Below are 23,804 nucleotides of genomic sequence, written 5' to 3' on the forward strand. Positions count from 1 at the left end.
TATAACACAACGATTTTAAGAGAATTAATCGCTATCGAGTGATACCAGTAAAATCCATTCTTTTTATAAGGAAGGTAGCTATGCGGTACTCGACTATATGTGAGTCAGGAATAAAAATCCTGTTCGCCTTTATTATAATAACGGTCGCCATGCCTGCGGATTCACATATTCAGAAGCCTGCATCCGCCGCCATCGTTCAGCTGTCAACGGATTCATCCATCGCCCTTCCTTTTGCTGGCCGTAATACCGCAGCCAGACCTTTCTTGCGTATCGCTGGCGAAAAGCAAAAAAATATCGACCATGATGGGCTAAGGCATCGGGATTATTTCCGTAACCTGACGGAGTGCCCTCTCTCATGCGATCTGTGCGCATCCTGCTGCACCTGTTTTATAGGCTCTGGCGTTCGTCTTTCACGGCTGACCAGCTACAGCGTGCCGTTAAAACCAGAGAAGAGAAGTTATTCCGGTGATATCGAATGGTTTTCCCCCTGCTGCCACACTGTGCGAATGGCGGCGTGTTATTGAATTGAGAGTGCGTTTTTTCATATACCCTGCGTTGATGGTCTGACTTGTACGACTTGTTAGATTTGCCGGTCTGTGGACCGGCTTTTTTTTGGCAGGTCGCCGCAGAGCCAAGGAGAAGTGTCGTGGAAAAGAGAGAGAGCATCTGGAAAGTTGCCGGCATAACTAATCTCGCCAGCCGCCTCTATTGTCCGCTGGTCTCCCTGACGGATGGTCGCGTATTTCGCACCGTCCGGCTGGAGCTTGATGGGGATCGGTTGAGATATATGACGTTACGCGAGATAGAGGTGGTGGCAGTAAGTCTGATTAAAAATCAGGCAGATGAGAAATCCTGAAACAGGCAAATATGCAAAAATAAAATGCATTCGTCTGGGCACTACCTTCAGCGTAAAACGAAGGCTGGGAATGACCCACAATGCCCAGACGAATGCGTTCTGAAAGCACAAAAAAGATTATTGAAATATAGCGACATACCCGTATGCCATAAAGCCCTGGGTTTCACTATCAGACAAAATAACCTGCTCAGTGAGCGTTCTCATCATTATCTTTTTTACACCTTTCATGACAGGGTAAATTACATTTATCAGATTCTGAATCGTAACAGAAATGGTATAGCGGACAGGTTTCGCAAAGCGCTCTCTCATTGTTACAACGCGTTTTGTAAATATGATTAAGGCATTCGTTATCCTGGTTTTTATCCTCGACGCTTAATACCCTGATTAACTCGCGTGAAGACATGGTATGTTCAATTTTTTGCGCGAGTTGCGATTTATAGGCGTAAATCGTTTTGATTTGCAGACTTTTTAACTCCGCGATTTTCTGGATGGAGAAACCAGCAATAAGCAGTCGCAGCGTGTTAATTTCATTAGGCGTGGCGCCCAGTAAATAAAGTCGGTGATAGATCTTATCCTGAATCTCTTTATATAACGTTTGCCTGTCATAGAGCAGATTCATCATTCTTGGGCGCATAATGCCTGGTGAGAGACAGACCGGCGAGCGATCCACACGCATTGCGGTCTCTATCTCCGCGCGCGTCAGAGTAATCAGTTTCGAATGCGTTATGCAGCGCTTCTCTTCAAAATAAAATTCAGCAACAACTTTGTCATTAAGATGGATTTTCCGCGCGGTAAAGAAAACCGCGCGCAGGCGTGAAGTCGAGGCAATCGCCGCAATAAGTAATACTTTGCGGTGTGGTGAAGCATCAATAATTAAAGGGAGGGAGGTGTTTTTATGCAGAACCTCTAAAAGCTTCTGCTCATCCTGATATATTTTTATAACGATATAACTGTTTTTTTCAAAAAAAGCAGTGATGGCCAGGAGCGCAGGCCACGAATAGCTAAAGACGATGATCTCAGCAGACATACAAAACTCCCTTTATTTACACCTGCAAGTACGAGGGGTACTTCCTTTTAAAGCCCGGTATAAATCTCCAGACCGAGCCAAATCAAGCTGACAACCAGCATAATCAAATAGATGGTTATTGCCGCAACCGTTCCATCGGCGAACTTTTTATTCTTATTATTCTCCTGATCTTGCCAGTATTTTTCTTCTGAACAATTTTCTTTGAACCTATCCAGCTCATGGTTATTCTGTTCCATAACGTCCTCGTCTCTTTGATAGTAAAAGGATCTCGCAAGCTGCCGCCATTTTTCCCTGAGAAGAACAAATAAGCTGACGCTAATCACCCCCATAGCAGTAGCAACGAACATCCGTAAGCTGTAGCGCATACGCACGGGGTAGAGTTGATAAGACTCCCTATCAATACGGTAAAACGTGTGGTTAATATCTTCTAAATAACATTTGCTGATTTCGTTGATCATGCTCTGCTGCTCATTATTAGCTTGCTGCAGCACAAGCTGAATTGACGTATTTTGCGCGCCGGCGAACCAAGAAAGAAGGGATATTCTAATCTGATGAGGATTAGAGTCATCAAGATTGATATCTTGCCACTCGCCGCGAGCAATAACTTTTTTTAAGTAAATAAGATAATCATTAAAAAAATCGTCAGCCTCAATCACTACTTCAGCTCCATAAAAGTTTTGTATGCAGGCCATCAGCGGGTAAAGAGAAAATTTTTCTGCAGAACTGATGGTGAGTGATGTTAGCCATTGTTGAGGGTAATAAAATGTACTCAGTATCGCTAACATAAAACCCACTATACCAGAGCAAATGATGTCGCGGCGGGCGTGATAAAGAGTAATTAATAATCCTGAAGTGTGATTGCTTTTATTACTATTCTCCATGCGGCACTGTTGTGATGCCATTTATTTAACCCTCGTTGTTAAATGGTTAAAGCAACCTCCTGGTCTGTTAAGTAAGATATTTTTTGTTGCTGCTTTTTTCAAATCGGCAAAAAAAGGGTTAGCAGCAAAAAGAGAATTTTATGTGATCTGCGTCACATAAAAATGTGTATTCGATCTCAGAATAGCGTGATTCAGGCAGTAATAAAGCGATAAGTAAAACCAGGAATTTATTATCTCAGTTAAAAATGCTTTTAGTGATAATAATCTCTGTGTGGATAATTAGCAGGAATTACGCTAGCGTTAAGAATATTCTTCTGTTTTTTCTTTTTGTCTGCAAATAATAATGGCCTGTTCAATAAATAATCTCAAACGGTTATTTTTATTTTGCCTGGCTGACTAACCAGCTTGCTAAGCCATTGTCACACTCTCCCACCGGTCGGCCGGGCACTCATACGCGCGGTTTAATGCATTTTTTCTTTATTAAAGAAGCACCAGGTTAATCCTTAGCTAAAAAAATCACCTGGTTAGCCATAAGATTGCTAAGGTCAGTTTGCTATAAGCCATATTTTTTCGTTGTTAGACAGGCTGATGTGCGACTCTTATCTTTCGTCATGATTTGTAAATTTACTGCAATGACTTGATGAGGGAGCAATTTTGGCCAGGTTACTGAATCGCTTAACAACACAGCCCACGCACTTCACCCTTGCGCTGAAAATTGCGTTGCTCAGCGGCATGGTGGCGTTCTCGACCGCCTCTTTCGCCGATGAACCCTTAAAAGAGGGCATCACACCCGCCACGGATGCCAGCCAGATCCCGACGGCAGCGAAATTACGTAAAGAGACCGTGGTGGCCGGTATCTCCGAGCCGCAGGGCATCTTTAACCCCTACTTCTTCGTGAACGGGTGGGATGAGAACGTCACTAACGTCATCTTCTCGCGCCTGATTGACTGGGATAGCCACGGCAAGCTGGTACCGGGTCTGGCAGAGAGCTGGACCATCAGCCCGGACAATAAGGTCTACACCATCAAGCTGCGCCCCAATTTGACCTTTAGCGACGGTTCACCGCTCACTGCGGAAGATGTGGCGTTCACCTTAACCGTACTCTATGACCCGAAATATGATGGCGATACCGATATCACGCTGGCGAATATTGCGGGCGGCGCGGAGTACAAAGCGGGCAAAGCGGAGAGCGTCAGCGGCCTGAAAGTGATCGATGCCCAGACGCTGCAAGTGACCACCAGCCAGCCGGGCGCAACGACGCTGGCGAAAATTGGCGGGCCGGTACTGTCGAAAGCCTATTACGGCAAAGGGTATCAGCGCGGCAATCTCGATTATTTACGCACGCTGCATGGCAAACCGCTTGGCAACGGGCCTTATATCTACGACAAGTACATCCCTGGTCAGGAGATCCGTTTCCACGCCAACACCCATTTCTACCGTGGTACACCGCCGACGCCGCGCTTTATCTATCGTGTAACCAATCCGTCGACCAACTTCCAGCTTTTCCAGACCGGCGAGACCGATTACGACGCCTTTACCTCGCGGCCGGATGATATTGAGCAGCTCAAAATGTTGGGCTTCGCCAATATCAACCTCTACGGTTCAAGCGACTACAGCAAAGTGGAGTTCAACGTGCATCGCCCGGCGTTGCAGGATGCGAAAGTGCGCCAGGCGTTGATCTACGGCCTCGATCGCCAGAAGCTGATCGATGTGGTCTATCAGGGTTACGGCAAAGTCGCGATTGAGCCGATCGCGCCCATCTCCTGGGCCTATAACGCCGATGGCGTGAACCCCTATAAATACGATCCGGCCCAGGCGAAAAAGCTGCTGGATGAAGCTGGCTGGAAACCGGGGCCTGACGGCATCCGCGTAAAAGATGGCAAACGTCTTGAGCTGACACTGCTGGTGAGCAAGAAAGTGCTGAATGATGCGCTGATCCCCATCGCTAAAGAGAACTGGCAGCAGATTGGCGTGTTGCTGAAGCCGCAGGTGGTGGATTTCAACGCCCTGATGTCCCAGCGCAAAGCGGGTAATTATGATCTTGCTTCCTTTAGCACCAGCACGCTGAACGATCCCCATGATGGCGTCTGGGATTACTACAGCACGGAAGCGAAAGAGTCGGGCTATAACAATCCGCAGGTCGATAAGCTGATTAACGAAGGCAACGCCGAACTGGATACCGAGAAACGCAAACCGATCTATCACCAGCTCTATAAAGTGCTGGCCGACGATCCGCCGGTGATCCTCCTCGGTTATCGTGAGATCTTGTCAGCCAGCAGTGCCCGCGTGACCGGCTTTAAACCGGATATCTATAACGGCCTGACCGGCAGCCTGCCGGATGTCAAAATCGTTAAGTAAGTCCTTCACCGCCGCCGGAAATGCCCGGCGGCGGGCATGAGAGCACTATGGGAAACTTTATCCTCAGGCGGCGGCTGCAGACCGTGCCGATGCTGCTGCTGGCTTCACTGATTATCTTTATGCTATTTGCCAAAACACCCGGCGACTTTATCGATGGCAATATCACCCTGACTGCCGCGCGCGCCGCGGAGCTGAAAGCGATTTACGGCCTCGATCAGCCCCTTTTTACCCGCTATCTGCACTGGCTCGGCCAGCTGCTGCGCGGCGATCTCGGCTTCTCGCTGCAATACCAGATCCCGGTCAGCCAGCTGTTGAACCAGTACATCTGGAACTCCTTCCTGCTGGCAAGCGTGGCGCTGGTCTTCTACTGGGGGATTGGCCTCGCAGTCGGCATTGCTTCAGCGCTGAAACCCAATTCACTCTTTGACCACGTGGTGAGCGTGGTGGTTTTTGCCGCTATGTCCTTTCCCACCTTCTTCCTCTGCCTGCTGCTGATTAAGTGGTTCGCCGTCGATCTGCACTGGCTGCCGGTGGGCGGCATGACCAATACCGGCAGCGATGAAAGCGGCTGGGCGTGGGTGATGCAGGTTGCCGCGCATCTGGCGCTGCCGGTGCTGGCGCTGGTGATGTTGCAGGCGGGCAGCCTGACGCGCTACTTCCGCGCCAGCATGCTGGATGTGGTGAAGATGGACTTTATCCGCACCGCCCGCGCTAAAGGGCTGCGCGAGCGCACGGTGATCTTCAAACACGCGCTGCGCAATGCGCTGCTGCCGATTATTACCCTGCTCGGTTTTGAGCTGCCGGGGCTTTTTTCCGGGGCGATTATCACCGAAAAAGTGTTTAACTGGCCGGGTGCTGGCCATATTCATATCGATTCGCTGGCCGCGCGGGATTACCCCGTGCTGATGGGTTTCACCCTCTTCCTGGCGGTATTAACCATTGTCGGCAATCTGATTGCCGATGTGCTCTACGCGTGGGCTGACCCGCGTATCCGGGTGAGGTGATAATGCTGGGTTCACTCTTCTCAACCAACCGCCGCTTGCGCAAAGCGGAGATCCCGGCGCTGGCGCAGGCGACCCCTTCGCCGTGGCGCCAGGCGTGGCGGGCACTGCGTCATAACCGGCTGGCGATGCTCTGCCTGCTGGCGCTGATTGTGATGGCTATCTGGTGCATCGTTGGGCCCATCTGGTCGCCGTGGAAAAACGACGCTACCGACGCGCTGATGATCAATAAACCGCCTGGTGCGGAGCACTGGCTGGGCACCGATTTCCTCGGGCGCGATGTCTACACCCGCCTGCTGCTGGCCGGGCGTATCTCTTTGATTATTGGCCTGCTGACCATGCTGCTTTCGGTGGCGCTTGGCTATCTGCTTGGCGCGCTCTCGGGTTATGCGGGTGGCTGGGCCGATAAAGTGATTATGCGGCTGGCGGATCTGGTGATGACCATTCCGAGCCTGCCGCTACTGATTGTCGCCGGGGCGATGCTGTCGGAACTCGATTTCCCTGCCGAATCGCGCATCTACATGGTGGTGGTGATGCTCAGCCTGCTGGAGTGGCCAAAGCTGGCGCGGCTGGTGCGCGGGCAGATCCTCTCCCTGCGCGAGCGCGATTTTATGCTGGCCACTCAAGTATTGGGTTTATCCTCGCGTCGCCGCCTGTTTGGTCACCTGTTGCCCAACACGGTGCCGATTCTGGTGGTGATGGCGACGATGGCGGTGGCGAACGCTATTCTGATGGAGTCGGCGCTCAGCTACCTTGGCATGGGTGTGGTGCCGCCAACACCGTCGTGGGGCAATATGATGGATGCCGCCAACAGCCTGATCGATTTTCAACGCCGTCCGTGGCTGTGGATGCCGCCAGGGATCGCCATTTTTATTACCGTGATTGCCATTAACGTGCTGGGCGATGGCCTGCGCGATGCGCTCGATCCGAAGATGAAACGGAGCCTGAAATGAGCGAACCGCTGGTCACGTTTAACCAACTTTCCGTCTCTTTCGCCGCAGAGCAGGGGCGTGTGCGCGCCGTGCAGGAGGTCTCCTTTGCCATTCAGGCCGGGCAGACTATCGGCGTGGTCGGTGAATCCGGCTGCGGAAAAAGCGTCACGGCGATGTCGCTGATGGGTTTGCTGCCACCGCAGGCGGCGCGCATCGATGGAGGGGAAATCCGCTTTCAGGGCGAGGATCTGCTGCGCCTGAAGCCGTCGAAAATGGCCGATCTGCGCGGCAACCAGCTGGCGATGATTTTCCAGGAGCCGATGACCGCCCTCAACCCGGTGCTGACCATCGGTGAGCAGCTGTGCGAGCCGCTGATCCGCCATCGTGGTCTGTCGCCGAAAGCGGCCTGGCAGCGCGCAACGCAGTTAATTACTGAAGTGGGTCTGGCGCGGGCAGAGAGCCTGATGAGCAGCTATCCGCATCAACTCTCTGGCGGCATGCTGCAACGTATCATGATCGCCATGGCCCTGAGCTGCCAGCCGAAGCTGCTGATCGCCGATGAGCCAACTACCGCGCTGGATGTCACCGTGCAGGCGCAGATCCTGCGGCTGTTGCGCGACCAGGCGCAGGCGCACCATATGGCGCTGATGTTGATCACTCACGATCTGGGCGTGATCGCGCAGATGGCGGAGCATGTGGTGGTGATGTACGCCGGGCGGATTGTTGAACAGGGGCCAACCGCCGACGTGTTACGTCATCCGTTGCACCCCTACACCAAAGGGCTGATCGCTTCGCGTCCGGTGCCGGGCGAGCGGCGGCGTCGGCTCTACTCGATTCCCGGCCAGGTGCCCGATCTGGCTGAACTGCCGCCGTGGTGCGCATTTTACGATCGCTGCGAGCGCGCGACCGACGCCTGTCGGCGCGGCATTCCGCCGCTGGTGGGCGACGAGACCCGGCAGGCGGCCTGTATTCACAGTGCGTTAACGGAGCCGCAGGCATGAGCGCAGAGTATGTGATTGAAGTTAACGACCTGAAGAAGTACTTCCCGCTGCGCGACGGGCTGTTTGGTCAGCAGACCGGAGAGGTGCGCGCGGTTGATGGCGTCAGTTTTAACATTCGCCCTGGCACTATTTTTGGCCTGGTCGGCGAATCCGGCAGCGGCAAAACTACCGTCGGACGTACGCTATTGGGGCTGTACGACAAAACCGCTGGCAGCGTGAAATATCGCGGCCAGGAGCTGGGCGATCTCCCGGCGAAGGCGCTGCGCGCCCTGCGACCGAAAATCCAGCTGGTGTTTCAGGATCCCTACAGCTCACTCAACCCGCGCATTCGCATCGGCGATGCGATTGGTGAAGCGATGCTGGAGCATAAGCTCTGCACCCGCGCGGAGCTGTATGACAAAGTGATTGCGGTGATGAAGATTTGCGGGCTGGCACCGCAGCACTACAACCGCTTTCCCCATGAGTTTTCCGGCGGCCAGCGCCAGCGGATTGGCATTGCCCGTGCGCTGATCCTTAACCCCGATTTTATTATTGCCGATGAACCGATTTCGGCGCTGGATATCTCCATTCAGGCGCAGATTATTAACCTGTTCGCCGATCTTCGCGACGACTTGGGCGTTACCTTTCTCTTTATCTCCCACGATCTCGGCGTTGTCGAACATCTGTGTGATGACGTGGCGGTGATGTATCTCGGGCAACTGGTGGAGACCGCCAGCCGCGACACGCTCTTTAACCAGCCGCTGCACCCCTATACCCGCGCGCTGCTGGCCGCCGTACCAACTCTCGATCCGCTGCGCGAACCGGTAGCGGCGGTGCAGGGCGAGATCCCCGACCCTTCGCGCCCGCCGCCGGGCTGCCGCTTTTCGTCGCGCTGCCCGCATGCCACGGAGATCTGCCGTGAGCAGGCACCTGCGCTACGTGAAGTGGCTTCCGGGCATCACGTTGCCTGCCACTGGGTGGGTAAGATGTAGTGCCGCTTCGCCGTGCTCCCGCAGGCTGTTCTATGCTTATCACTCCTGTCTGAAACTGTTGGGAGCACGGTACATGAGAGCACTTACTTATCACGGTTCACATAAAGTCAGCGTTGATAACCACCCCGATCCGGTTATCCAGGCGGCGGATGACATTATCCTGCGCGTGACCGCCACGGCGATTTGCGGCTCAGATCTGCACCTTTATCACGGCAAAATTCCCGGCACGCATCACGGTGATATCTTCGGCCACGAGTTTATGGGCGAAGTGGTCGAGACCGGAGCAGGCGTGCATGCAGTCAGCAAAGGCGACCGGGTAGTGATCCCGTTTGTTATCGCCTGCGGCGAATGTTTTTTCTGTAAGCTCCATCAATACTCCGCCTGTTCGGAGACAAACGAAGGCAAGGGTGCGGCGCTAAACCGAAAAGGCATTACGCCGCCGGCGGCGCTGTTTGGCTACAGCGATCTCTATGGCGGGATCCCCGGCGGCCAGGCGGAGTATGTCCGTGTACCAAAGGCCAACACCGGGCCGTTTAAAGTGCCGGATACCCTCACTGACGAGAAGGTGCTGTTCCTCTCCGATATTCTGCCTACGGCCTGGCAGGCGGTGAAAAACGCTGAAATTAAGCAGGGCTCAAGCGTGGCGATTTACGGCGCGGGTCCGGTCGGGCTGCTGTCGGCGGCGTGCGCCCGTCTGGAAGGGGCCGAACAGATTTTCATGATTGATGACAGCGACTACCGGCTCGCCTTTGCCCGCGACCGCTACGGCGTTATTCCTATCAACTTTGATAAAAATGACGATCCGGCTGAGTGGATTATCGAAAACACGCCCGGTCATCGCGGCGTCGATGCGGTGATTGATGCCGTGGGCTTTGAAGCCAAAGGCAGCACCACCGAAACGGTGCTCAGCACCCTGAAAATTGAGGGCAGCAGCGGCAAGGTGCTGCGGCAGGCGATTGCCGCCGTGCGGCGCGGTGGGATTGTCAGCGTGCCGGGCGTCTACGCCGGGTTTATTCACGCCTTTATGTTTGGTGACGCCTTCGATAAAGGGATCACCTTCAAGATGGGACAGACCCATGTGCACGCGTTCCTGCCGGATCTGCTGCCGCTGATTGAGTCCGGCCATCTCAAACCGGAAGAGATTGTCACGCACCATATGTCGCTCGAAGAGGCCGCCCGCGGCTATGAGATCTTCGATAAGCATGCGGAAGATTGCCGCAAAGTGATCCTCGTTCCTGGGCTTAACGCTGCGAAAGCGACGATCTAACGCCGCCGATGCCCGGCTCGCCGGGCAGACAAGCAAAAAGCCCGGGGAACCGGGCTTTCAGGCATGTTTTAGCTCCTCGAAAAGCTCTGGATGTTTGTCCAGCGCCTTAAAGAGCAAAACTAAAGGTCTTGGCGGTGCAACACGTCCGGTTTCGTACCGGCTAAAGGCGTTTGCGCCACCGCCAAACATCTCTGCTGCCTGGCGCTGATCGAGATTAAACCGCTTTCGGATAGTGGCAATAAACTGAGGATCAACCTCTTCTGCGTTAACTTTGCGGACAAAAGCCGCAACCTGTTTTGAGTAAAGTTCACCGTTCAGACGGTCAAAAATGATCTCTCCACATGCGTCGCAGTAATCGCCTGTGATCGCAGTGAGCGTAGTCACTTTCCCTTTGTAACGGTATTCAATGTTGCGGGTGTCATATTTAAGTCCCGCAGCGCCGCAAACAGGGCATTTCATTTATCTCTCCTTAAATGACACGATCAGTACATCGTCAGAGACGATTAACTTTAGATAAAGTTTTTGCCTCTTCCAGACTGGCCGGTAAACATCGTGCCACACCGTATGATCGACATATGCCGTCATGCTTTTAAAAAAATCTTCTGAAGTGAGCGCCTGAATTACTGCGCACATCTCGTCAAATGGTGGTGGATTAAAGCCTAATTCAATCGCTCCCGCGACAGCGCTGGCCGTGGTTCTGACCTTTCCCTCAAGCACCATCCGCTTGACGATATGTAAGCGGACATGGGGAGTTCCTTTCTCCATAGTTTTAACCTAAAAGCTAAATTATGCAAATAGGGTAAAAAGCTACCGCATGCAATGTCCTGGTCAAAGCGGGAAAGTAGGGAAATGCGGGTGATGAACTGGTTGGCCTGCAAGAGAATGCAACAAATAAGAAGCCCGGTGAACCGGGCTTCCATTTTTAGATAAAGGTGAAGATCTCGTCGCGCGGCAGGCGGGATTTAGGCAGTGCGGCATTAAAATCCTGCTCGCTGCGCACGCCGAGCGATACCAGCACGACGCTGGTCAACCCTTTTTCACGCAGGCCCAGCGCCAGGTCGAGTTCACGCGCGTCAAACCCCTCCATCGGTGTGGCATCAATGCCGAGCATCGCCGCGCTCAGCAGCAGGCCGCCGAGCGCCAGGTAGACCTGTTTCTCCATCCACTGCGGCAGATCGCGCTGCTCATAGCGGTGGAGGTCGACATAAGAGCGGCGGCCCTTATCCTGACCCGCTTTCGCGGTTTCGGAGGCAAAACGGCCATCTTTCTCCTCCTGCGCCAGCACCTTTTGCAGGTGGGCTTCATCCAGATCGCTGCGCATGCAGAGCGCAATCACGTGCGAGGCATCGGCAATTTTCGGTTTGTTATAGATGAAGTTGCTGGTGGCGGATTTCGCCATCGCCGCGCGCCCCTCCTCGCTTGAGGCGACAACAAAGTGCCACGGCTGCGAGTTAACGGAAGAGGGGCTGTTGTGCAGCACATTGAGCAGGGTGTCGATCTTCTCCTGCGGCACGCGCTGAGTGGGGTCGAAGGCTTTGACGGTATGGCGGGAAATTACGGCTTCATCAAGGGTCATTCTCTCTCTCCTGGCGAACATTCAAATAACGCGGGGCGCACCGTCCCGTAGAGTCGCCGAGGATAAACGCAACGCTTTCGAAGATAAATCGCTGAAAAACGGCAACACTTTCACTCGCTAAGTGAAAATGCGGTTTGCCTGCGCCCGTTTTTCTGGCACAACAGAAGCGCTTGTTATTTGCCGTTCGGAGAGATGATGATTCGGCTGGAAGATGTCACGCTGTTTGTTCGCTCGGCGCTGCTGGGCAGTTTTTCTAACGCCGCGCGCGAAGCCGGGCTGCTGCCCGGCCAGGTCAGCGCAGCGGTACACCGCCTGGAGCGCGATCTCGATAAGCGCCTCTTTGTGCGCTCAACCCGCAGCCTGCGTTTAACCGCCGAAGGCGAAAAATATCTCCCCTTCGCCCAGGAGATGCTGGAGGTGGTGCGCGCCGGCGCAGAGAGCCTGCACAGCGGCGATAACGAACCGCAGGGCGAGCTGCGCATGGCGGTGCCATCCGATCTGGGACGCAATGTGCTGTTGCCGATCATCACCCGTTTTTGCGCCCAGTACCCGAAGGTCTCTTTACGCCTCTCCCTTTCCGATCAGTTGAGCGATGTGTTTCGCGATCCGGTGGATGTCGCTATCCGCTACGGCGTGCTGGATAACAGTAGCTATGTGGCGCTGCCGATTGCTGAAGATAACCGCCGGGTGCTTGCCGCCTCGCCCGCGTATCTGGCGCAGCACGGTAGGCCGCAAACCCTCGATGAGGTGGTGAATCACCACTGTCTGCTCTTCACCATGAACAACCAGGTGTATGACAAATGGAGCTTTCCGGAAAATGGCCTGCGTCGGCAGCTGATTGTCAAAAGCCGCATGTTGTGCGACGACGCGGATGTCGCCCGCCGCTGGGCGGTAGAAGGGATGGGTATTGTCTATAAATCGTGGATCGACGTCAGCGACGATGTACTGGCCGGGCGGCTGGAGATATTGCTGCCGCAGCATCCCGGCGAGGCTGCGCCGCTTAACCTGATCTGCCCGCACCGCAAACAGTTCTCTCCGGCGATTCGTCACCTGCACGCGGTTTTGCGGGAAGCGTTAAAACCCATTACCGCACAGCTGCGCAGCCTGGCGACGGAAAAACCGCACGGATAACCAAAAGCGATCGCCATTACGCGCCAGGCTTAAAGTTTGACCTTCACAGGAGGAAGTGGCGATGGCATTACGTTCATTAGGCACCACGGGGTTACAGATCCCGGCATTGGTTTTTGGCGGCAACGTGTTCGGCTGGACCGTCGATGAGCAGCAGAGCTTCAGTTTGCTGGATGCGTTACTGGAAAAGGGCTTTACGGCGATCGATACCGCCGACGTTTACTCCGCATGGGCACCGGGCAATAAGGGTGGTGAATCGGAAACCATTATTGGTAAATGGCTGGCGGCGCACCCGGGTCATCGCGACAAGATCACCCTGTTTACTAAAGTGGGCGCCGACATGGGCGAACCCGGCAAAAAGGGGCTGTCGGCACGCTGGATTGAGCAGGCGGTTGAGGACTCGCTGCGCCGTCTGCAAACGGACTATATCGACCTCTACTTCTCCCACTGGCCTGATAGCGAAACGCCTTATGACGAAACCCTCAGCGCTTATGAAAAACTGCTGAAAGCGGGGAAAATCCGCGCGATTGGCGCGTCCAATCTTGATGCGCAACAGCTGGCCGAATCGCTGAAAGTGGCAGATGAGAAAGGTTTGCCGCGCTACCAGGTGCTGCAACCGGAATATAACCTCTACGATCGCGAGAGTTTCGAAGGCGCGTTGCAGGATTTAACGGTGCGGGAAAATATTGGTGTCGTGACCTATTACAGCCTCGCTTCCGGCTTCCTCTCCGGAAAATATCGCAGCGAAAGCGATCTTAGCCAGAGCCAGCGCGGGCAGGGCATTGCCAAATACCTGAATCCGCGCGGGTTTGCCATTCTCGACGCCCTCGACAAGGTGGCGGCGCATCATAATGTGAAACCCGCCGAAGTGGCGCTCGCCTGGCTTATTAACCAACCGGGCGTGACTGCGCCGATTGCCAGCGCGACCAAAACCGCGCACGTCGAGAGCTTCGCGACCGCGGTGGCGCTGAACCTCTCCACCGACGAGATCGCCGCGCTGAATAAAGCTGGCGCGTAAACTGCTAAATGCCCGGTGGCGCGCTGCTTACCGGGCCTACGAACTTCTCCACTTCATAAAATAAGGCTTTATAATCGCGCCATCTTCACTGTCGGCTGAAATAAAGATTATGAAAGCTTACGCCCTAATTTCCCTGCTCCTGCTGTTTAGTCATCACGCTTATTCCGCGCAAAAAAGCCTTTCCCACTGCATCGAAAAATATGGCGAAAACGATGATGAGTGTTTAGAGGATGTAAACGATACCTCTGAGGCTGCGCTGAATAAGGCTTATGAAGCGAAGCTGAAAGAGATCTCCTCTTTTGACTACACGCGCTGGTGGCGAGGCTCTCAGGAGCAGAAAGATCGCATGCTGGCAACCTATAAGCAGAATCAGAAAGAGTGGCTTCAGTACAGAAACAATTACTGCGAACTGGTGAGCACACAAGCGATGGGCACCCATGCATTTGGTGAAGCTATGTTAGGTTGCGTTCTCAATATGAATACGTTGCGTATTGATCAGATTAATAAAATCCGGCTTTAAACCCGCCATACCTCGATGCTTATCCGGCCTACAAACCCTGTAGGCCGGATAAGGCGTGAGCCACCATCCGGCATCGCCCTTATTGCGCTGAGCCGACCCGCCAGGCCATCGCGGCGCTGGCGATGGCGAATAGCGCCATGATCCACGCCATCGTCCAGGGCGTGCCATCGCGAAACGCGGCCAGCAGCAGGGATGAGATAATGCCGCTGCCATATTGCAGGGAGCCAATCAGCGCCGAGGCTGAGCCGGCAAAGGCCGGGACGGTATCCAGCGCGGCAGCGGTTGAAGCGGCAGCGATAATGCCGTTCATCGAAAAGAAGATAAACACCGTAACCAGCACGGCAACCAGGCCGCCGAATTGCAGTTTCACCAGCAGCGCCAGCACCACGCCCGCGACCGCGGCCAGCGTGACGGCAATCTTCAGCAGCTTATCGAGCGGATGGCGCTGCACCAGCCGCCGGTTAACGGCGCTCATCCCCATCAGGCCAACAATATTGAGCGCAAACAGCCAGCCAAAATACTGCGGCGCGACGCCGTAATAGCCGATATAAACAAACGGCGAGCCGGTAACGAAAGCGTAGGCGGAGACATAGAAAAAGGTGACGCACAGCGTGTAACGCATAAACGTGCGATTACGCAGCAGCGTGATGTAGTTGCGAAATACGCCCGCCAGTGAAGCATGAATGCGTTTCTCTGCGGGGAGGGTCTCCGGCAGCGCAAAGAGGGAGATAAACATCAGCCCGCCAATCACCACCAGGATCCAGAAAGCCGCATGCCAGGTGGTGAACTTGATAATCTGCCCGCCCGCCAGCGGCCCGATAATCGGGGCGATCGCCATAATAATGGTCAGTGTCGAGAGCATCTGCGCCGCGCGGGTGCGCACAAAGAGATCGCGGATCATCGCCCGCGCCAGCATCGGCCCGGTACAGGCACCAAATGCCTGAAACACACGCCAGAAGACCATCTGGTGGATCTCCGTCGATAACGCACACCCCGCCGAGCCGATGATAAACAGCACCATGCCGATAAACAGCGGCCTGCGGCGGCCAATCGCATCGCTCACCGGCCCCCACACCAGCTGCGCCAGCGCGAAGCCCATCAAAAAGCCGGTGATGGTCAGTTCGACATCGCCTTGCAGCTCGCGCGCCATCAGCGGCATTGCGGGCAGGTAGATATCCGTAGACAGAGAGGTGAAGGCCATCAGCGCGCTGAGGATCGCGAGAAACAGCGGCCCGTGTAGCTTGGTTTGCATAAAATCCTGATTAAGTCACAAAGAGGGTGCCGACAGCGCGGCGCGTTAATTTAAGCAGGGCGACACAAAGCGTAACGCCATTAAATCCCGCCTCAACGCAGCGTGTTTTTCCGTCCCGCAGGGCGCGAAATGTGGTTTATTCTTGAGAGTCTGCTGACGCTTTTTGTGAGGCACACAACGAACCCGTCGGCGGATCAGGCCGTATGATGCCGGGTTGCCACACTAAAAATGCCTAATGAGGGAACAAGAATGGACTTCACAGGATTAAGCGCTTTTGCGCTGACGCCGCTTCTCGATGACCGCCTGGATGAGGCGACCTATATCACCATCATTGAAAAACTGCGCGCTGCTGGCGTCGACTCCATCGGCGCGCTCGGCTCTACGGGATGTTATCCCTACTTTAGCCGCAGCGAACGCGCCAGCGTCCTGCGTCTGGCAACGGAGTATTCCGGTGCGGTGCCGGTGATCGCCGGGATTGGCGCACTGCGCCAGCGCGATGTGCTCTGGCTGGCGGAGGATGCGCAGAAAGCGGGCGTCAGCGCCGTGCTGCTGGCGCCGGTCTCCTATCATCCGCTCACGGAAGATGAGGTCTTTGATCTGTTTGCCACTGTCACCCGCGAACTGTCGGTGCCGCTCTGTATCTATAACAACCCCAGTGCCACACACTTTACCTTCAGCGACGAGCTGCTTGCCCGTATCGCTCAGTTGCCGAATATTGGCTCGATCAAAATCCCGCCCCTTGCCGCCGAGCTTGCCCCAGAGCGGATAAACGCGCTGCGTGCGCACATCCCGGCAGAGATCCGCCTCGGCATCAGCGGCGACGCCACAGCGGTTGAAGCGCTGAATGCCGGATGCAGCGTCTGGTATTCGGTGTTCGGCGGGCTTTTCCCGCAGGCGGCACTGGCTATTTCCCGCGCGGCGATGGCGGGCGATGTCGCACAGGCGCGCCAGCATACCGCCGCGCTCCAGCCGCTATGGGATCTGTTTAAACGCTATGGCGGCAGCCTGCGCGTTATCGCCACCGCGGCAGAGCTGCTCGGCGTGGTGAAAGCGCCGTGTTTACCCGCGCCTTTGCAGACGCTGCAAGGCGACGCGCGGCGCGAGATTGCTCAGGTTATTGAGCAACTGCGATTAACAGCGTGAGAGGATTGCCGGATGGCGGCTGCGCCTTATCCGGCCTACAAAAGCTGCCAGGCGCCTGCGTTAACGCTTTAGCCGCTTCGCCACAAACCGTGAGATCGCCGGGCCGGTAATCAGCACCACAATAAAGCGTCCGGTCTGCATCGCCATTACAAAGGCGATATCAACATGGCTTGATGAGGCGATAATCGCTACCGTATCGGCACCGCCGGGGCTGGTGGCAAGATAGGCGGTGAGCGGATCAATGCCGGCGAATTTCACCAGCAGAAAGGCGAAACCGCAGCAGATCGTCACCAGCGTCAATACCGACAGCAGCACGCGGGGCAGAGCGCGGGCGGCGTAGAAGACAATCTCGCGCGTAAAGCGCAGGCCAATACTCCAGCCGATAAGCGCGTAAGAGAGCGCCAGCAGCCACGGCGGCAACTCCAGCGTCAGTAAGCCGCTATCTTCGACAATAATCCCCAGCGCGAGCGTAATCAGTAGCGGCCCGGAGGGCATTTTTACGCGTCGGGCAATAACAAAGCCGACCGCAATCAGTATTAATGTGGCGATAAACGGCCACGCCCGCAGCGGGCCAAACAGCGTGAAGGCTGCCACCGCATGCTCGGCGCTCTCCGCCCCCATGCCAAGGCGGGTAACCAGCACTGCAACCAGCGCCACCACCATCACCCGCAGATACTGCATAAACGCCACCAGCCGCACATCGGCGCCAAAACTCTCTGCCATTATTGTCATCGCCGCCGCCGCGCCGGGCGAAGAACCCCAGATGGCGGTCGAGCCGGGAAAAACCTGCAATTTCGCCATTATCCAGCCGAGAATGGCGCTGGCAAAAATCACGGAGAAAATACAGATCACAAACAGCGGCCAGTCAGCGGCAATGCGACCAAACACCGACGGCGGAATGGCGTGGGCAATCATCGCGCCGACCACCGCCTGCGCGGCGCTAAACCCCTGTTTATTAATGGTGACCGGACGGCCGTTGATGGCGAGAAAAATGCCCGCAAACATCGGGCCAAGGAGCAGGGCGGCGGGAAGATGAAGGTACTCCATCAACACTACCAGCAGCAATGAGAGCGTAATAAGCTGCAACCAGTTACGCCATATGGGCATTAACGCGGTCATTAACGGCAATCCTTTTGTGTCGCAGCAATATGAATAAATAGGCTGGATGACATACGCTTCCCGCAATCAAGAAACTGAAAAGTAAATCCGGTTATTGGACTGTAAGCGCTCTACATGTGGACTGCAAATATGAGACCTTTTTAAATAAAAAGGGTGTAAATCAAAAATTATTTACACCCTGTGTTGCTTCTGCTAGCAAAAAATAATGTCATCTATTTATTGCTGTAATTTCTGCCCCATTACCTCGTCCCGCGCTGCCATAATGCAATCCAGCACGTGCTTCATCAGCTCCGGCGTCAGGTGCATATTCATAATGTAGATTTTCAGCGCAAAGACTTTGGCATCCGCATCGGCCGCATCGCGGTTGTACTCGGTGACGCAGAAGCCGGTGGTAAAGCTCATATAGGGCGTATACATACCGTTAATTTGCTTACCCGTGCGGAACCATTCATAGAGTTTATTGCCAATCGCCAGCGTTAACTGGTTATGCGCCGACAGCTGCGGTTTGTAGGCGGGATCGGTCAGTTCACGTTGATACTGCTCCTGCGCATTTATTCCCTGCGGATAGATACGCAGCAGGGTGACCATGCCATTGTCTTGCGGGTTGACGCACACTGTTGAGTGCTCCGCTTGCAGCAGATTCCGCATCACAAGATGATTTTCCAGAATCGAGCCCAGGCATGCTTGAAAGCCCTCATAACCAAAGTATTTCATCGTTGCCCAGCCCGCTACCGCGCCGGTTGCCGCACGCGAGACTTCAAGCGTGTAGTGGTAAGGGTTGTAATCCGTACGGGACTGCAAATAGGCCGATCTAGGGCGCTGGAACAGCGCTTCAAATTCGCTGGCATCGCGATACGCAAAGAAGCTGCTGGTGTAGGGTGCAAAGCCTGCTTTATGGAAATCGATGCCAATAGCGTCCGCGTATTTCATCTTCTCCAACTGCCGGGCGTTGCTCTTCATCATCGGCAGTAGCGCTTCGGTGAACTGCAGTGGGTTAGTCGCAAAGTCATATTTCTGGAAAGCCAGCCATGACCAACTGGTCACCGCATCACAGTAGAGCAGCGCTTTACCGTATGGCGCGGGGTTACGATAGCGATCCAGTAAGCGGCGCACGTCCGCCACCGGATCGAAGGCGTTGGCGTCGGTTGTCCCCATCGTGCAGACGACGGACGCAACCGGGATGTTTTGCATCCGCAGCGCAATCAACACCGCTTCCAGATCTTTTAGATCCATGGCGTTGGTCTTTGGATCGGTTTTGATACAGATAATGTTATCCGTCCCAAGACCGGTCCAGTCTGTGCTGTTCAGCATGGTGTAGTGCGCCTGCTGAGAGCAGAGAACTTTTGCATTAATGCGTATTCCTTCGCGTCTGGAGTCAGGCAGGACGCGTGTCAGGGCGTATTTAACATGATAGGTCCAGCAGCCAGAGCCCCCGTAGGTATAGAGCCCGCCAGCGCGTGGCGCATCCCAGCCAATCAGGTTTGCTAGCATCCCGGCGCTTTCAAGCTCCGCGCGCTGAACGTTCCAGGAGTACTCCCCCGACACAATATTTGGGGAGAACACCTGCGCAATCATGCCTGCAATAACCGATGCAGTATTGCCCTGCGGGATGGTATTGCACATCGCTAATGGATGGCCCCAGTTCGGCATACCCTGAAAAAGCGATGCCGTCTCGCTAATAACCTCCTCGCACTGACGTAGATTATTGGCCATTTCAGCCGCCCGGACGCCCTTATAGTCAACGTCCAGCTCACCGCTATTACCTAACCACGCCGGACCATTATTTTCCGGACGCAACTTATTTATATGATCTGAAATACGTGTAATGTTTTCAGTAAGGGCGTCATGATTATCAGAAAATGCTGAAGGGAATAATGAATTTGCGACTTCCTGATATTTTTTTGCTCTTCTGTGTTGATTATTAGTAATATTATTCATCACAATCCTGTGCGCGTGGAGTGGTATTAAATGAGCGGTTTTTGCGGTTCTCTTAAAATAGGATAAAGCTCAGGGAAACCGTCGATGCAGAGTTTGAATTCTGCGGGTTTAAAGCCAAGCCGCCCGGCAAGACGTTGCACACGCGCAGCCGTACATTCGGCATAGCAAGGCACGCCTGCTTGATCCTGTAAATGGATTAACCGGTACATCAACGCGTTGATAACGTCCATGCCGCGATCCTTACCAGGAATGGCAAGTACGAAAATATAGAAGTGCGGGGTGGTTGGATGATAAGCGCTCAGTTTGTGAATTAAATACGCCATGGTGGCGTAATCGGCGCTATATTCATCGCGTAATTGTTTAAACAATATCTCATCAGTAATATTTTCTGAGTCATAATGAAAATACATTAGCGCGCCGATATTATTTTCATCAATAATAACGCCACCCTTTCGTAGCGCGACTTCGGCATAGATCCTGAAGAAGCTGCGCAGTGCCTCCCTGCGCCTGTCAGGTGCCGGAAAGGCTGATTCAATAAGAACATCGTCATAAAATGCGTCGGCAAGCAGATCGCATATCAGATCGATATCAGAAAAGGTAGCATCCCTTACATTCATTATTTTTGCCTCCATTGGCTGGATTGATATATATATTTTATTAACACGCTGTTATTAATTTCGTGGGGGTATGGCGCAAAACAATATCATGATTAATAAATGCGAGGGCGACGAAACATCCGAAAATAAAATTAAAGCCTGCATGTTTCAAATGGGAGAGGTGGCTATTCTGAAGTTGTTTTTATTCGTATGAAAACGAAGTGTTTTTGTATTTAAGATAATTCAATTAACTAAAAGCAGTTGAGGGTTTATCTTTTATTTAATTTTTTGATTTGTTTCTCTAAATTTTAAAGATGGAAGCATTAAGCTTGATGAGCGGATTTACCTCTGTCTCTTTTAAAAAACGCTTTCATGATCGAGTACCATTACGCTTTCCCCAGCGGATCAGATCGACAATCTCTTTTTCGCCCTCCGTCTCTTCATAAATAGCTTTAATATGTTGAGTAATAGCTTGGCAATTGCAGCCTGCTGAAGCCACAGCGTATCGCTTTCAAAGCGGCATCAATACACGCTTTCACGTCTACGCTGGCGAACATAATGAACTCGCCTGCGGGGGATGTGTGCAGGTGTTTATCAGTAACCATTCATTGCTTTAACAGTTAAATGCTGACCTGTATCAAACCCAGTATCGCGAAACCACGCGCCTGAAAGAGTAATGCTGGGGATGCTTTTATCACCACCATTTGGGCGGTAACGCACAATTACGCTGCGTTCGGTTCCGGTAGTCGGGATCGCTGGGGCTGAATGCGAATCAGCTACTATCAACGCCTTGATAGTTGTGAGGGTTAGCTCTTGTCAGGTATGGCATTACCTGATGGGAGCGTTTAAAAAAACAGGACGTCTTTCCTTGAATGTACGTACATGACAACAGCCAAATGCGATACCAATCAATCAAAATGCGGGGATGAGTTTAGGTAATTGGCTTAAATCTTTAGGAAGAAAAGAACTTGAAAGATTAGCGAACGACGCCGAAGAAAAATAAAACAAGCGTAACGCTTAATTAATTTAATGTGCGTGCAGGCTGCAAATAGCGTGGTGGAAATAAGAAGTGATGTTTAGAGATGTGCCAAAAAGAAGCTCAACTTTGGCGGAAGATCACAGGAGTCGAACCTGCCCGGGACCGCTGGCGGCCCCAACTGGATTTGAAGTCCAGCCACCTCACCGGAGATGACGATCTTCCGCGCCTGCATTGCTACATGGAGGCGGGCGCATTATAGCTACTTTCAGTCATTTACCACATCCCCCCGCCCTAAATTTTCGCATTATGCTTTCGCTTTCTCACACCGTTTAAGATAAAACCCTATCTTTTCCATCGGTTATCTTTTTTTCGAATTTAAAAAATCGTCGTTTTTATCCGTAAAACGATGGAGTAAGGGCATTGCCCGGTACCGGGCCTGGAATAAAGCGGGGACAAAACGTAGGCCGGATAAGCGCAGCGCCATCCGGCACGGGTTTATGGTGTCGCCTGTGGCTGCGCGGCGGCAGGCGCAATGCTGCTCACCGTGCCGCTGTGCATGCTCTGCTTAATTTGCTGTTTTTGCGCATTGACCGCCTGTAACTCGCCGTTGACGGAGGGTTTTAACGGCGCGTCGGCGCGCACCTGACCGCTGGCGGTTAGTTGCACATTGCCTTCGCCGTCAATCGGCAATGCGGGCCAGCCCCACGCCTGCAACACATTGACCGGTACGCCGCGCCCATTCAGGCTGACATTGACGCTGCGGTCCGGCGTTTGCGCAACCACCGCTCTTGCTTCCAGCAGCCCCTGGCCGGTAAAAGCGCTAAGCTCGGTGATATTGACCGTGTTGCTGTTGGCATTGAGCGCCAGCGACGGGCGGCGGACATCAACGCGGTTAAAGGTGCCTGCGGCAGCGTTCAGCTTCGCATTTCCACTCCAGACACCCCATTTCCGTTCGCGCACCAGCTGTAAGTTGTTGCCATATCCGTCCAGCGCGGTGAGCTGCCACGGGAACGTCGGATCGATATCAATCACCAGGTTGCGGCTGGCGCTGAATTTTTTCAGCACCAGGCTGTTCAGCCAGGGGGGCAGGTCGTCCACCCATAGCTGTTTCCAGTTCGCCGGCAGGGTGTACTCCAGCCCGGCAAACGCTGCATCATCCAGCACTAGCGCTTTGCCTGTGCGGTACCAGTTGCCGGAGGTGCGCACCATGCCGTTTTCCCAGCGAGAGGTGAACTGCTGCAGCGCAATGCCTTGCGGGGAGAAGCTGGCATTAAGGATCGGGTCGAAGAAGTGCAGCGAACCGTAGATAAACTCGCTGGCATTCATCGACAGTTTGCCCTCTTCGCTCTCCCAGTCGCCCTTTTCGAAGGTCAGGTTGCGCAGGCTGAGGTCGAGGTCAGTCACCGCCCACTCAGGCCCCTGCAATGTTGCGTCTGTTACGTCTACACGGCCGATTTTCAGCGAAGGCAGGGTGGTGAGCGGGGCAAAGAAATCCTGTAGCGATTTATCGCTTTGCAGACGAATATCGTTGAGGCGCAAGTTATTCACCACCCAGCTGCCATCGGCGCTGCGCTTTGCATCACCCGTGAGCGAGCCACGAGCCATATCGGCACCGATAGTGGTTAACGTCACCACGTCTTTATCGATACTGCCCTGAATCAGCACGTTACTGGCGGGAACACCATTGAGCATCAGCGAACCGGCGCTCATCTGCAACTGCGCTTTACTGCCGATTACATTACCCGCCACAGGCTGCCAGGGTGAGATACCTCCGGTAACGCGCTGGGCGCTTAACTCCCAGCCGGTTGCCGGGCTGTTAAAGGCCATGTTGCGCAATTGCAGGCGATCGGCCTGGAAAGGCAGCGGCGCGGAAGTGGGCGAAAGATTGAGTGTGCCATCCTGTAAAAGAATGGTGTCGGCATGCAGCGGGTCGGTGAGTTGTCGGCTGCTGAGGCCGATATCGACCATTTTCGCCACCAGCGTGGCTGGCTGGCCTTTGCGGCCAAAGTTCACACCTTTCAGTACCAGATGAGAGGGGGAAGAGAAGCGGTGGTCAACGGCATCAAAAGTGAGGTGGTAATCGCTGTTATCACTGATCCACTGGCTCGCTTGCGTCGCCCCCCAGCGGGTTTGCAGCAGGAAGTAGGCCGCCAGCAGCAGCACCAACAGGATAATAACGACCGCTAACAGCAGCTTCCCAAGAAATTTCATCATCTTCCTCCCTCGCGTGACCGTAAGGGA

22 protein-coding genes, 1 tRNA gene and 1 pseudogene are annotated in these 23,804 nt (G+C 54.0%); 12 read left to right on the plus strand and 12 right to left on the minus strand.

Annotation, left to right across the window (positions count from 1 at the left end):
• Positions 1 to 80: 80 nt before the first annotated feature.
• Together HF650_RS00190 and HF650_RS00195 are read left to right on the plus strand one after the other, a co-directional pair.
• Entirely contained in the window at positions 81 to 524 is a 444-nt protein-coding gene (locus HF650_RS00190; RefSeq protein ID WP_187800703.1) for a hypothetical protein, read from the plus strand.
• A 122-nt stretch (positions 525 to 646) separates the two neighbouring features.
• Complete coding sequence (locus HF650_RS00195; RefSeq protein WP_187800704.1) at positions 647 to 856, plus strand: hypothetical protein; 210 nt, start codon at positions 647 to 649, stop codon at positions 854 to 856.
• A 187-nt stretch (positions 857 to 1,043) separates the two neighbouring features.
• Here HF650_RS00195 and HF650_RS00200 read toward each other — a convergent pair whose 3' ends face one another.
• Positions 1,044 to 1,883, minus strand: a complete 840-nt coding sequence (locus HF650_RS00200; protein WP_187800705.1) for a hypothetical protein — start codon at positions 1,881 to 1,883, stop codon at positions 1,044 to 1,046.
• Between the two features lie 47 nt (positions 1,884 to 1,930).
• Entirely contained in the window at positions 1,931 to 2,785 is an 855-nt protein-coding gene (locus HF650_RS00205; RefSeq protein WP_187800706.1) for a hypothetical protein, read from the minus strand.
• Positions 2,786 to 3,418: 633 nt separating this feature from the next.
• On the opposite strand from HF650_RS00205, the gene HF650_RS00210 reads away from it, so the two are divergent.
• The 6 genes from HF650_RS00210 (at position 3,419) to HF650_RS00235 (ending at position 10,294) form a co-directional block, all read left to right on the plus strand.
• Positions 3,419 to 5,122, plus strand: coding sequence for an ABC transporter substrate-binding protein (locus tag HF650_RS00210; protein ID WP_187800707.1), 1,704 nt, complete (start codon positions 3,419 to 3,421; stop codon positions 5,120 to 5,122).
• Between the two features lie 47 nt (positions 5,123 to 5,169).
• Positions 5,170 to 6,126: an ABC transporter permease gene (locus HF650_RS00215; RefSeq protein WP_187800708.1), complete on the plus strand. Its 957-nt coding sequence runs from the start codon at positions 5,170 to 5,172 to the stop codon at positions 6,124 to 6,126.
• A gap of 2 nt (positions 6,127 to 6,128) precedes the next feature.
• The gene (gene opp4C, locus HF650_RS00220) at positions 6,129 to 7,076 is read left to right on the plus strand and encodes an oligopeptide ABC transporter permease (protein ID WP_187800709.1); all 948 of its coding nucleotides are present in this window, start codon (positions 6,129 to 6,131) and stop codon (positions 7,074 to 7,076) included.
• Positions 7,073 to 8,056, plus strand: a complete 984-nt coding sequence (locus tag HF650_RS00225) for an ABC transporter ATP-binding protein (RefSeq protein ID WP_139966572.1) — start codon at positions 7,073 to 7,075, stop codon at positions 8,054 to 8,056. The genes opp4C and HF650_RS00225 overlap by 4 nt, the downstream gene beginning before the upstream one ends.
• Positions 8,053 to 9,027 carry an oligopeptide/dipeptide ABC transporter ATP-binding protein gene (locus HF650_RS00230; RefSeq protein ID WP_187800710.1) on the plus strand — a complete coding sequence of 325 codons (975 nt, stop codon included), beginning with the start codon at positions 8,053 to 8,055 and terminating at the stop codon, positions 9,025 to 9,027. Before HF650_RS00225 ends, HF650_RS00230 begins: the two co-directional genes overlap by 4 nt.
• A 73-nt stretch (positions 9,028 to 9,100) precedes the next feature.
• Positions 9,101 to 10,294 (plus strand): zinc-dependent alcohol dehydrogenase, encoded by a 1,194-nt coding sequence (locus tag HF650_RS00235; protein ID WP_187800711.1) that lies wholly within the window; start codon positions 9,101 to 9,103, stop codon positions 10,292 to 10,294.
• A 57-nt stretch (positions 10,295 to 10,351) separates the two neighbouring features.
• Here HF650_RS00235 and HF650_RS00240 read toward each other — a convergent pair whose 3' ends face one another.
• The 3 genes from HF650_RS00240 to nfsB all read right to left on the minus strand — a co-directional run bounded on the left by HF650_RS00240 (position 10,352) and on the right by nfsB (position 11,870).
• Positions 10,352 to 10,753, minus strand: coding sequence for a type II TA system antitoxin MqsA family protein (locus HF650_RS00240; protein ID WP_094422700.1), 402 nt, complete (start codon positions 10,751 to 10,753; stop codon positions 10,352 to 10,354).
• Entirely contained in the window at positions 10,754 to 11,059 is a 306-nt protein-coding gene (locus HF650_RS00245; protein ID WP_076769309.1) for a type II toxin-antitoxin system MqsR family toxin, read from the minus strand.
• 157 nt (positions 11,060 to 11,216) lie between these two features.
• Positions 11,217 to 11,870, minus strand: coding sequence for an oxygen-insensitive NAD(P)H nitroreductase (gene nfsB / locus HF650_RS00250; protein ID WP_187800712.1), 654 nt, complete (start codon positions 11,868 to 11,870; stop codon positions 11,217 to 11,219).
• 195 nt (positions 11,871 to 12,065) lie between these two features.
• On the opposite strand from nfsB, the gene HF650_RS00255 reads away from it, so the two are divergent.
• From HF650_RS00255 to HF650_RS00265, 3 genes are all read left to right on the plus strand, one after another.
• Positions 12,066 to 13,001: a LysR family transcriptional regulator gene (locus HF650_RS00255; RefSeq protein ID WP_187802558.1), complete on the plus strand. Its 936-nt coding sequence runs from the start codon at positions 12,066 to 12,068 to the stop codon at positions 12,999 to 13,001.
• Between the two features lie 61 nt (positions 13,002 to 13,062).
• Positions 13,063 to 14,016: an aldo/keto reductase gene (locus HF650_RS00260; protein WP_187800713.1), complete on the plus strand. Its 954-nt coding sequence runs from the start codon at positions 13,063 to 13,065 to the stop codon at positions 14,014 to 14,016.
• Positions 14,017 to 14,125: 109 nt separating this feature from the next.
• Complete coding sequence (locus HF650_RS00265) at positions 14,126 to 14,536, plus strand: lysozyme inhibitor LprI family protein (RefSeq protein ID WP_187800714.1); 411 nt, start codon at positions 14,126 to 14,128, stop codon at positions 14,534 to 14,536.
• A gap of 79 nt (positions 14,537 to 14,615) precedes the next feature.
• Here the strand turns inward: HF650_RS00265 and HF650_RS00270 are convergent, their stop codons facing one another.
• Positions 14,616 to 15,788, minus strand: a complete 1,173-nt coding sequence (locus HF650_RS00270) for a multidrug effflux MFS transporter (protein WP_187800715.1) — start codon at positions 15,786 to 15,788, stop codon at positions 14,616 to 14,618.
• 249 nt (positions 15,789 to 16,037) lie between these two features.
• Here HF650_RS00270 and HF650_RS00275 point away from each other — a divergent pair, with 249 nt between their 5' ends.
• The gene (locus tag HF650_RS00275) at positions 16,038 to 16,931 is read left to right on the plus strand and encodes a dihydrodipicolinate synthase family protein (RefSeq protein ID WP_187800716.1); all 894 of its coding nucleotides are present in this window, start codon (positions 16,038 to 16,040) and stop codon (positions 16,929 to 16,931) included.
• Between the two features lie 60 nt (positions 16,932 to 16,991).
• On the opposite strand, the gene HF650_RS00280 is transcribed toward HF650_RS00275, so the two are convergent.
• From HF650_RS00280 to HF650_RS00305, 6 genes and pseudogenes are all read right to left on the minus strand, one after another.
• Entirely contained in the window at positions 16,992 to 18,050 is a 1,059-nt protein-coding gene (locus HF650_RS00280; protein ID WP_187800717.1) for an AbrB family transcriptional regulator, read from the minus strand.
• 216 nt (positions 18,051 to 18,266) lie between these two features.
• Positions 18,267 to 19,763, minus strand: a complete 1,497-nt coding sequence (locus HF650_RS00285) for a pyridoxal-dependent decarboxylase (RefSeq protein ID WP_223284237.1) — start codon at positions 19,761 to 19,763, stop codon at positions 18,267 to 18,269.
• Between the two features lie 251 nt (positions 19,764 to 20,014).
• Positions 20,015 to 20,605 carry an N-acetyltransferase gene (locus tag HF650_RS00290; RefSeq protein ID WP_187800719.1) on the minus strand — a complete coding sequence of 197 codons (591 nt, stop codon included), beginning with the start codon at positions 20,603 to 20,605 and terminating at the stop codon, positions 20,015 to 20,017.
• Between the two features lie 579 nt (positions 20,606 to 21,184).
• Positions 21,185 to 21,367: pseudogene (locus tag HF650_RS00295) on the minus strand (SymE family type I addiction module toxin); the annotation flags it as partial.
• 323 nt (positions 21,368 to 21,690) lie between these two features.
• Positions 21,691 to 21,785: transfer RNA gene (locus HF650_RS00300), tRNA-Sec, on the minus strand.
• Positions 21,786 to 22,058: 273 nt separating this feature from the next.
• Positions 22,059 to 23,774, minus strand: a complete 1,716-nt coding sequence (locus tag HF650_RS00305) for an AsmA family protein (protein WP_187802560.1) — start codon at positions 23,772 to 23,774, stop codon at positions 22,059 to 22,061.
• Positions 23,775 to 23,804: the final 30 nt, after the last annotated feature.

The sequence above is a fragment of the Kosakonia sp. SMBL-WEM22 genome (assembly GCF_014490785.1).
Lineage (GTDB): Bacteria > Pseudomonadota > Gammaproteobacteria > Enterobacterales > Enterobacteriaceae > Kosakonia.

Excerpts from the sequence above, each read along its gene's own strand:
- HF650_RS00270 (WP_187800715.1), bottom strand. The coding sequence starts at position 15,788 with ATGCAAACCAAGCTACACGGGCCGCTGTTTCTCGCGATCCTCAGCGCG.
- HF650_RS00230 (WP_187800710.1), top strand. The coding sequence starts at position 8,053 with ATGAGCGCAGAGTATGTGATTGAAGTTAACGACCTGAAGAAGTACTTC.
- nfsB (WP_187800712.1), bottom strand. The coding sequence starts at position 11,870 with ATGACCCTTGATGAAGCCGTAATTTCCCGCCATACCGTCAAAGCCTTC.
- HF650_RS00275 (WP_187800716.1), top strand. The coding sequence starts at position 16,038 with ATGGACTTCACAGGATTAAGCGCTTTTGCGCTGACGCCGCTTCTCGAT.
- HF650_RS00260 (WP_187800713.1), top strand. The coding sequence starts at position 13,063 with ATGGCATTACGTTCATTAGGCACCACGGGGTTACAGATCCCGGCATTG.
- HF650_RS00225 (WP_139966572.1), top strand. The coding sequence starts at position 7,073 with ATGAGCGAACCGCTGGTCACGTTTAACCAACTTTCCGTCTCTTTCGCC.
- HF650_RS00240 (WP_094422700.1), bottom strand. The coding sequence starts at position 10,753 with ATGAAATGCCCTGTTTGCGGCGCTGCGGGACTTAAATATGACACCCGC.
- HF650_RS00305 (WP_187802560.1), bottom strand. The coding sequence starts at position 23,774 with ATGAAATTTCTTGGGAAGCTGCTGTTAGCGGTCGTTATTATCCTGTTG.
- HF650_RS00245 (WP_076769309.1), bottom strand. The coding sequence starts at position 11,059 with ATGGAGAAAGGAACTCCCCATGTCCGCTTACATATCGTCAAGCGGATG.
- HF650_RS00200 (WP_187800705.1), bottom strand. The coding sequence starts at position 1,883 with ATGTCTGCTGAGATCATCGTCTTTAGCTATTCGTGGCCTGCGCTCCTG.
- HF650_RS00290 (WP_187800719.1), bottom strand. The coding sequence starts at position 20,605 with ATGAATGTAAGGGATGCTACCTTTTCTGATATCGATCTGATATGCGAT.
- HF650_RS00205 (WP_187800706.1), bottom strand. The coding sequence starts at position 2,785 with ATGGCATCACAACAGTGCCGCATGGAGAATAGTAATAAAAGCAATCAC.
- HF650_RS00215 (WP_187800708.1), top strand. The coding sequence starts at position 5,170 with ATGGGAAACTTTATCCTCAGGCGGCGGCTGCAGACCGTGCCGATGCTG.
- HF650_RS00265 (WP_187800714.1), top strand. The coding sequence starts at position 14,126 with ATGAAAGCTTACGCCCTAATTTCCCTGCTCCTGCTGTTTAGTCATCAC.
- opp4C (WP_187800709.1), top strand. The coding sequence starts at position 6,129 with ATGCTGGGTTCACTCTTCTCAACCAACCGCCGCTTGCGCAAAGCGGAG.
- HF650_RS00235 (WP_187800711.1), top strand. The coding sequence starts at position 9,101 with ATGAGAGCACTTACTTATCACGGTTCACATAAAGTCAGCGTTGATAAC.
- HF650_RS00190 (WP_187800703.1), top strand. The coding sequence starts at position 81 with ATGCGGTACTCGACTATATGTGAGTCAGGAATAAAAATCCTGTTCGCC.
- HF650_RS00280 (WP_187800717.1), bottom strand. The coding sequence starts at position 18,050 with ATGACCGCGTTAATGCCCATATGGCGTAACTGGTTGCAGCTTATTACG.
- HF650_RS00255 (WP_187802558.1), top strand. The coding sequence starts at position 12,066 with ATGATTCGGCTGGAAGATGTCACGCTGTTTGTTCGCTCGGCGCTGCTG.
- HF650_RS00285 (WP_223284237.1), bottom strand. The coding sequence starts at position 19,763 with ATGGCCAATAATCTACGTCAGTGCGAGGAGGTTATTAGCGAGACGGCA.